We start from the raw sequence: 7,026 nt of genomic DNA on the forward strand, positions 1-7,026 counted from the left end.
CCAGGCCTACTCCACACGGGCCCGCGCTCGCCTTGCTGTTGCGGCCGACGGCGAATCGTTCGTTTCAGGCTGGCCGGACGGCCGGGCGACGGTAGAGGCATCAATAGCCGAGAACGGGGGTTTCTGGGCGCCCCTGACCGCAGCCGACTACGACGGCCAGGGTCTCACCTGCGAGCAGGTCGCCCGGATCGTAGGCGGCTCGACGCCGCACCCGGGCGCCACGCTGACCGAGCCGGCCGTGCTGGCGCGCCCGCTCGGCGAGCTTCCGGCACGGATTCTGCGCCGGTCAGGCGTGGAAGTGGATCAAGGTCTCTGACGATCGACTTGTGGGGCGCGGGATCTGACGAACGAGCAGTGGGCCAGGTTGGAGCGGTTGTTGCCGGTCGGCGCGAAGCCGGGACGGCCGCCGCTCCGGTCCAGGCGGCAGCTGATCGAGGAAGCCCATCCTGGCCCAGCTCCACGCCGAGGCCGCTGCACCTGGCGGTCGAACAGCGGCAGAAAAGGTCGAGCGGGTTTCACCGGTGCGGCTGCTGCCCGGCAGTCACTTCGAGGAGCGGGCGGCTTGAGTCCGCATAGCGAATGGAGGCCCTTCCCGGCTATGCCGAAGCGGTGGCTGGATGGCACTTCCCCGCCCGTCGGCAGGACAGCCAGTTCCCCAATATTCTGCATTAGCGACAGGTGTGGGTAGCATCCGCCCCCAACAGTTGTACAAGGAAGGTGAGCTGTCATGCCCGAGGGTGATCCCACTCTGCAGTCCCAGTACGCCACGCAGGTCGATGCCGATCTGGAGCGCAACACGAGGGAACAAGAACACATCAGGTCCGAGGCTGCCGCTCTGCAGGCCCAGCTTGAGGCACTCCAGAAAGACCACGAGCTGCTGGTGAGTTTGAAGGCGACCCTGGGCGCTCCACCCATGAAGGAGGCCAAGAAGGCCAAGGAGCCCAAGACGGCGACGGTTCCCAGGGCACGGCGCACAAGGACAAGCACCAACACCGACAAGCGCCCCAGGAAGACGGCAAGGCCGAAGACCGAAGCGAAGGCGAACAAGACTGCGCCTCCGCTGCGGGAACTCGTCGTCGCCGTCCTTGCCGGGCACCAGGAGCCACGATCGGTTGCGGAAGTCGCCCAAGAGCTGGCACAGGCACACCCCGAACGCGCGCTGAGCGTCACAGTGGTTCGTAACGCCCTCGAGGCATCGGTCGCCAAGAACCAAAGCGAGCGAACCAAGCAGCAGAAGTCCGTCTACTACAGCACCATCAAGAAGGAGTCTGCACCGGAACAGTCAACTGCTCCGCGGAGCACAGTGGACGCGTAGCCGGCGTCCTGGCTTCGCCCAGGACGAGTCGGCCCCGGCAGGGGGAACGGCGAGTGCGCATGCTGGTGCGACGGAGCGCGCGCGGGGGTGGAGACGAAAAGGCCACGACGGAACGCCGCAGTTCCGCGGTGTCGCGAACCACGGATCCGGAATGCGCTGGGGGATGTGCCTAGCAGTGGACCTCGAACAACACCGCGGGTCCGATCACCAGCCACCTGTGACCACTGACCCCTTTGAAATCAATCATCCAGTCGAGTGTGTTCATCGGGCCGGTGGCGAGGGTGTCCAGGTTCGCTGCACAAACGATCATGGACACCCTCGCGTTGTTGCCAGAAGTCATTCGGAAAGACTCGTCCAGCAGACCGACCCGAGGCCCGCGCTACCCTCCTGGTCAATCCAGCGCGCGCGAAAGTCGGGACACTGTACGAAAGCTGGGGCCACTCCACATCGGCGACCAGCAGCCTTTCCCCGACTCCCCTCGCTTCGCCGCGATGGCTTCGCAGCTACGAGCCTGAGCCGAGCTCGACGCCCCACAGGGCATTCAGTCCCCCGATCGCTCAGGGCAGCAGGGACTTGGGGATGTACGCGGCGACGACCTTGTTGCCGTCCACCGCCTCGGCAATGATGAAGTCCACGGCAATGCTGCACAGTGCGTACGCGTCGGCGACGCTGAGCGCACCCTTGGTGACCTCGCGGAGGTAGCCGATGGCCTGGTTGGCCGAGATCTGCAGTGCGATGTCGAGGTCGGCGTCGATGCCCATCGCCACCATGTGGTCCCGCAGTTCGGCCCGAGGGTACTCAAGGCTGGCGCCCTTGCGCACGATGAACTGAGCGGTCAGCGACATGGAGTGCTCGATCGCGGTCTGGTCGATCTCGCCGTGGCCCTGTGCGCCGTGGCTGTCGCCGGTGTAGAACTGTGCCCCGGGCTGGAAAACCGGCAGGAACAGCGTAGAGCCGGCGGTGAGGTCACGCACGTCGAGGTTGCCGCCCCACCGGTTGGGCGGGTTGGCCGAGACGAAGCCCGCATCGGTGGGCGGTGCGACGCCGGTGATCCCCATGAACGGCTTGGCCGGCACCCGAATGCCGGGCGCGAACTGGTAGTACCGGTTGTGCTTGTCGAGTGTGAGCAACCGGGTCGACGGTTCGCTGAGCAGGTTCGACAGGACACCGCGGCCCGGGCCGGTGCTGTTCACGCCATACGGCACGCGCGGCGAGACATCCAGGATGCGGATCTCCAGGACGTCGCCCGGTTGCGCCTCCTCGATGTAGAGCGGGCCCGTGAGCACGTGGCCGCTGGAGCCCGGGGTACGGGGAATCGTGTGGATCTCTTCCAGTTCGGGCAGCACCTGGTCGGCGGGGACGCCGAGCGCCTCGAAGTACGCCACAGGGCCCCGCGGGTCGGAGACGCCGGACTGATTGATGGCGTCAATCTTCACCACCGTCCCGGACTTCACGGTCAGGACCGACGGACGGCTGGTGGGGAACCAGCCCCACAGCGCGGTGTCCTTGCTCGTCTTGAGCAGCGCGTCGTAACGGGGCTTGCCGGACCGGGCTTGCGCGGTCTGCGCCGCGAAGGCGCTGCCGGCGGGCAGCGCCGCGCCGAGAGTGAGACCGGCGCCGGTCGCGCCTGCCGAGCGCAGCAGGTTACGCCGGCTGAGCATGGACCGGGCCAGTGCCGTGGACTTTGCACGACCGAGTGAGCGAGGGGATTCCACGAAAATGCCTCCTGAGTAAGGGGCGGGTGCTGGGAGTACCCGCCGGGGCAGGGAAGGGTCAGGGTGCGCAGGACTTACTGGGGCTCGTGAGAGCGGTGCAGCGGTAGGGTGCCGGGTTGATCACCGTCGGCGGCCTGCGCAGCTTGGTGGCCTGCTCGTAGTCGTAGGCGTAGCCGATGAGGGTTGGCTCGCTCCACGCCTTGCCGAGGAATGAGATGCTGAACGGCCGTCGGTTGGCGGCCTGGTAGCCGGCCGGGACGCTGATCGAGGGGTACCCCGCCTTAGCGCCGATGCCCGCACTGCCGCTGTTGGCGAAAAGCAGCGCCGTCAGGTTGTTGTCCTTCATGACGGCGTCGATGCGGTCCTTGCTGTCGGCCAGGTCCTGGGCGCGGTTTGCCTTGTAGATGACGGTGTCGCTGCTGTCCGGCTTAAGGTCCCTGGCCTCGGAATTGAGTGCGTGGACCTGTCCGAACTTCAGCGCCTGCGCGGCGTGCGCGTTGTTGTAGGCGATGATGTCGGCGAGGTTCTTCATCGGGGCGTTCTTCGGCAGCCTGGCCAGGTACGTGTTCAGGTCGCGTTTGAACTCGTAGGACAGGACGGTCGAGGTGCTGCCCGAGGTGTCCAGGGTGACGTCGACGAGCGTCGCGCCCCGGGCCTTGAGAGCGGTGATGGCCGCGTCCCAGAGGGTGCGGTTGTCGGTTCCTGCGGCCGGGACCTGGCTGGCGACGACGCCGATTCGGGTCCCTTGCAGCGCGTTGGTCGACAGGTCTTTGGTGAAGTCGTGCCCGACGAGCGGGTTGGAGGCGGTGGCGGGGTCCTCCGGGTCCTTGCCGTCGATGGCGGTGAGCGTGGCCGCGGCGTCGGCAACTGTGCGCGTGAGCGGGCCGGCTGTGTCCTGGCTGGCGGCGATCGGAACGATGCCCGTGCGGCTGGCCAGCCCCACCGTCGGCTTGATGCCGACGACAGAGTTGGAGTACGCCGGACTGAGGATGGATCCGGAGGTCTCGGTCCCGATGGTGACGGCGGCGAGGCCGATCGACGCCGCGACGCCCGAACCGGCGCTGGATCCGCTCGGAGTCTGGCTCGCGTCGTAGGCGTTGAGCACCTGCCCGCCGAGTGAGCTGTAGCCGCTGGGCATGCCGGTGGTCAGGTAGTTGGCGAACTCGGTGAGGTTCGCCTTGCCGATGATGACCGCGCCGGCCTTGCGGAACTGCGCGACGATCGGTGCGTCCTTCGCGGGATACGAGTTGGCGAGGGCCACTGACCCCGCAGTGGTCGGCATGCCCGCGACGTCGATGTTGTCCTTGACGATGACGGGTATGCCGAGCAGAGGGCTGTGCGGGCCCTTGCCGCGCCGCATCTTGTCGGCGGCGGCTGCTTCCTTCATGGCGTTGGGGTTGATGGCACGTACCGCGTTGAGTGAGGGCCCGTGGGAGTTCAGGGCCTGGATGCGCTCCAGATAGGCCTCGGTGAGCCTTGTGCTGGAGGCCTTGCCGGAGTCGAGCAGACCGTTCAACTGGGCCACGGTCGCTGTCTCGAGGTCGATGGGCAACGGTCTCTCGGAGAGGCGATCGGCCGCGCCGGCTCTGGATGTGGTCACCGATGCCGTACCGGCGACCAACATCACGGCCAAGGCGAGGACTAAGGTGCGGCGCCGGTTGAACGGCTCGCGAGCAGAGGAGTTTGCGTGAATCGTATGCTCCTAGTGAGGGGTGCAAACGTTTGGCCTGAGCATGCAAACGTTTGTTCATTTCCGGCGCATATCGGAGTGATGTCGATAGAGTTGCTATCGCCGCACTAGGTCGTGAAGCGGATTGATGTCCTGTTGATCCCTCATGTCGGGCCGGGGGGCCGGGTGTCAGCAGTGAAAACGACTTCGGCGCCCCGGGGGACCCGTCGGGCAACGGCAGCGTCGGCCCTGTAGTCCCACCTCGGACACCAGGGAGCAAGTAACCAGCCGGTAGCTTTCAGGGCCTCGCGGCGGCGGTCTTCTTCGGCTGGCGGGGGACCGTCCTGGTCTTGTCGAGGTGCCCATACACCGTGGAACGGGGCACGTTGAACATGTCGGCGATCTGCTGGACGGTCTTCTCACGGGCGTCGTAGAGCTGCTGGGCCAGTTCGGCCTGATCCGGAGTCAGCTTGGGCCGGCGCCCGCCGACCCGGCCGCGGGCCCGCGCGGAAGCGAGCCCGTCGTTCGTATTCGCCACGATCAGCTCGCGCTGCAACTCGGCGAGCACGGACAGCATCCCGAACATCGCACGCCCCTCCATGGTGGAGGTGTCGATGCCCTGCTCGATGACGTGCAGGCCGATCCCTCGCTCGCTCAGCTCGGCGCCGAGAGTCACCAGGTGCAGGACGGAGCGGGAGAGCCGGTCGAGCCGGGTGACCTTCAAGGTGTCGCCCTCGTGCATCAGCTGCAGGACGAGGTCGAGCTTCGGCCGGGACGCCTTCGCGCCGCTCGCCTTGTCGACGTGGATGTTGTCGCGGTCGGCCCGCAGCCGGGCGTCGATCTGATGATCGGGGCTCTGGTCAGCGGTCGAGACCCGCGCGTAGCCGATGAGCATGTGCCGGAATCTACCGGCCGTACCGTTCACCGACGTTGATTTCCGACGCGAGTTATCGACACTGCCCACCTGCGGGTTCCTGATCACGGGGACGCGTGTCGGCAGACGGTCGTTTGCCGACACTTGAGAGTCGGCTGGCGAGCCAGTCCGGGAGGTGCGGTGACCGTGCACGCCTGGGCCGGGCGGCTGGAGCCGGTGGCGGAACTGGTCGGGGAACTGCGGCGCCGGGTGCGGGCACTGCCGGCCCGGCCCGCTCTCGGCGTACGGCACCGCCCTGCACGGGCTCGCCGTGGCGGGCCTTGCCGGCGGCGACCCTTCCGCGGTGCGGTTGCTCGCGCTGGCCGAACGGCTCGGCGTGCTAAGGGAGTTCCAGCTGCGATGTCTGCGGAGCGGGCCCGGCGATGGCCGAGAACGCCGACGGGGCGGCGTACACCGACGCGGTGTCGGTGTACGCCGCCCTGGGGCGGGACGAGTTGCGGGAGGCGGCCCGCGTGCTCATGTCGGCTACTTCGGGTCGCGGTTGAACACCGCCTTCGACCACAGGTAGCCGAGCACGGTCAGTCCCAGGCACCAGGCGATCGCGAGCCATCCGTTGTGAGCGATCCGAGGCGGTCCGCGCCTTCTGTCACTTCGTCACCGACCCCCTCTACGAGTGGACGGCGACCTGCGAGGAGCGGTTCGGCACCCACCCGGTCCAGGTGGTGCACGAGTGGAACACCGCTGCCAGGTCCGGTTCGGCAAAGCCAAGAAGGGCTCGCCACCCAAGCGCCGCGGGGTGCTGACCGTGTTCGACTGGGCCCCCGGCATTCTGGACGAGTGGTTCACCGAGTTCCGCCCCCTGTTCGGCACCGACGGCAACCCGGCCGCCTGGCCCTCCGAGCGGGGCTTACGGATCGGCTGCCAGCGGCTCAACTCCCGCTTCATCGCCTACCGCCAGGCCCTGGGCCTGGACAACGGCCTGGACTTCCACTCCTTCCGAAGGTCGTACGTCACCCACCTGATCGCGGACGGCTGGGACCCTCGCTTCGTCCAGGAACAGGTCGGCCACGAGCACGCCAGCACCACCTCGATCTACACCTGCGTGTCCTCGGACTTCCGCACCCGCACCCTGCGCCGGCACCTGGACGCCACCATCGCCGCCGCCCTCCAGCCCCGAAATGGGAGGCAAGCATGAAGCGCAAGGTCGGCTACACCTGGCGTCTGCGTGAGGTGATGGCCCAGTACCGGGTCTTCATGGCGAACAGAAGGTGTCCCGCCCCGACCAGCGTGGGAGCGAGCGTATCGATGTCGGCGTCCGGCGCGATGCGGCCCAGTTCGCGCTCGGCCACGAGATAGGAGGCGATCATGGCCGTGGCTTCCGTCATGATCGGGATACCGGCCACCCGGACCTGGCACAACCGGGCGCGCAGGCCGTCTCGGGAGGTGACGAGAG

6 protein-coding genes and 3 pseudogenes are annotated in these 7,026 nt (G+C 67.4%); 4 read left to right on the forward strand and 5 right to left on the reverse strand.

The genetic code is table 11. From position 1 onward, the window contains the following. Window positions 1-37: 37 nt before the first annotated feature. Window positions 38-283: pseudogene (locus ACWDO5_RS05225) on the forward strand (alpha/beta hydrolase); the annotation flags it as partial. A 444-nt stretch (window positions 284-727) separates the two neighbouring features. Beyond that, window positions 728-1,315 carry a hypothetical protein gene (locus tag ACWDO5_RS05230; protein ID WP_450528522.1) on the forward strand — a complete coding sequence of 196 codons (588 nt, stop codon included), beginning with the start codon at window positions 728-730 and terminating at the stop codon, window positions 1,313-1,315. Window positions 1,316-1,872: 557 nt separating this feature from the next. Here ACWDO5_RS05230 and ACWDO5_RS05235 read toward each other — a convergent pair. The 3 genes from ACWDO5_RS05235 to ACWDO5_RS05245 all read right to left on the reverse strand — a co-directional run bounded on the left by ACWDO5_RS05235 (window position 1,873) and on the right by ACWDO5_RS05245 (window position 5,594). Further along, on the reverse strand, window positions 1,873-2,976 hold the full coding sequence (locus tag ACWDO5_RS05235) for an acetamidase/formamidase family protein (protein WP_450528523.1): 1,104 nt from the start codon (window positions 2,974-2,976) through the stop codon (window positions 1,873-1,875). A gap of 112 nt (window positions 2,977-3,088) precedes the next feature. After that, window positions 3,089-4,555, reverse strand: coding sequence for an amidase family protein (locus tag ACWDO5_RS05240; protein ID WP_450528524.1), 1,467 nt, complete (start codon window positions 4,553-4,555; stop codon window positions 3,089-3,091). A 442-nt stretch (window positions 4,556-4,997) separates the two neighbouring features. Continuing rightward, window positions 4,998-5,594 (reverse strand): recombinase family protein, encoded by a 597-nt coding sequence (locus tag ACWDO5_RS05245; protein ID WP_450528525.1) that lies wholly within the window; start codon window positions 5,592-5,594, stop codon window positions 4,998-5,000. Window positions 5,595-5,995: 401 nt separating this feature from the next. Here ACWDO5_RS05245 and ACWDO5_RS05250 point away from each other — a divergent pair, with 401 nt between their 5' ends. Next, on the forward strand, window positions 5,996-6,118 hold the full coding sequence (locus ACWDO5_RS05250; protein WP_450528526.1) for a hypothetical protein: 123 nt from the start codon (window positions 5,996-5,998) through the stop codon (window positions 6,116-6,118). Here the strand turns inward: ACWDO5_RS05250 and ACWDO5_RS05255 are convergent. Beyond that, window positions 6,099-6,197 (reverse strand): annotated as a pseudogene (locus ACWDO5_RS05255) (ABC transporter permease); the annotation flags it as partial. The gene ACWDO5_RS05250 and the pseudogene ACWDO5_RS05255 sit on opposite strands and share 20 nt — an antisense overlap. A 106-nt stretch (window positions 6,198-6,303) precedes the next feature. Between ACWDO5_RS05255 and ACWDO5_RS05260 the strand changes: the two are divergent. Next, on the forward strand, window positions 6,304-6,768 hold the full coding sequence (locus ACWDO5_RS05260; RefSeq protein ID WP_450528528.1) for a tyrosine-type recombinase/integrase: 465 nt from the start codon (window positions 6,304-6,306) through the stop codon (window positions 6,766-6,768). Between the two features lie 13 nt (window positions 6,769-6,781). On the opposite strand, the pseudogene ACWDO5_RS05265 reads toward ACWDO5_RS05260, so the two are convergent. Further along, a pseudogene (locus ACWDO5_RS05265) lies at window positions 6,782-7,026 on the reverse strand (hypothetical protein); the annotation flags it as partial.

The organism is Streptomyces sp. NPDC000880 (assembly GCF_053599675.1).

Bases quoted from the DNA above. Each gene is read 5' to 3' on its own strand.
- ACWDO5_RS05250 (WP_450528526.1), top strand. From the start codon at position 5,996: ATGGCCGAGAACGCCGACGGGGCGGCGTACACCGACGCGGTGTCGGTG.
- ACWDO5_RS05230 (WP_450528522.1), top strand. From the start codon at position 728: ATGCCCGAGGGTGATCCCACTCTGCAGTCCCAGTACGCCACGCAGGTC.
- ACWDO5_RS05245 (WP_450528525.1), bottom strand. From the start codon at position 5,594: ATGCTCATCGGCTACGCGCGGGTCTCGACCGCTGACCAGAGCCCCGAT.
- ACWDO5_RS05235 (WP_450528523.1), bottom strand. From the start codon at position 2,976: ATGCTCAGCCGGCGTAACCTGCTGCGCTCGGCAGGCGCGACCGGCGCC.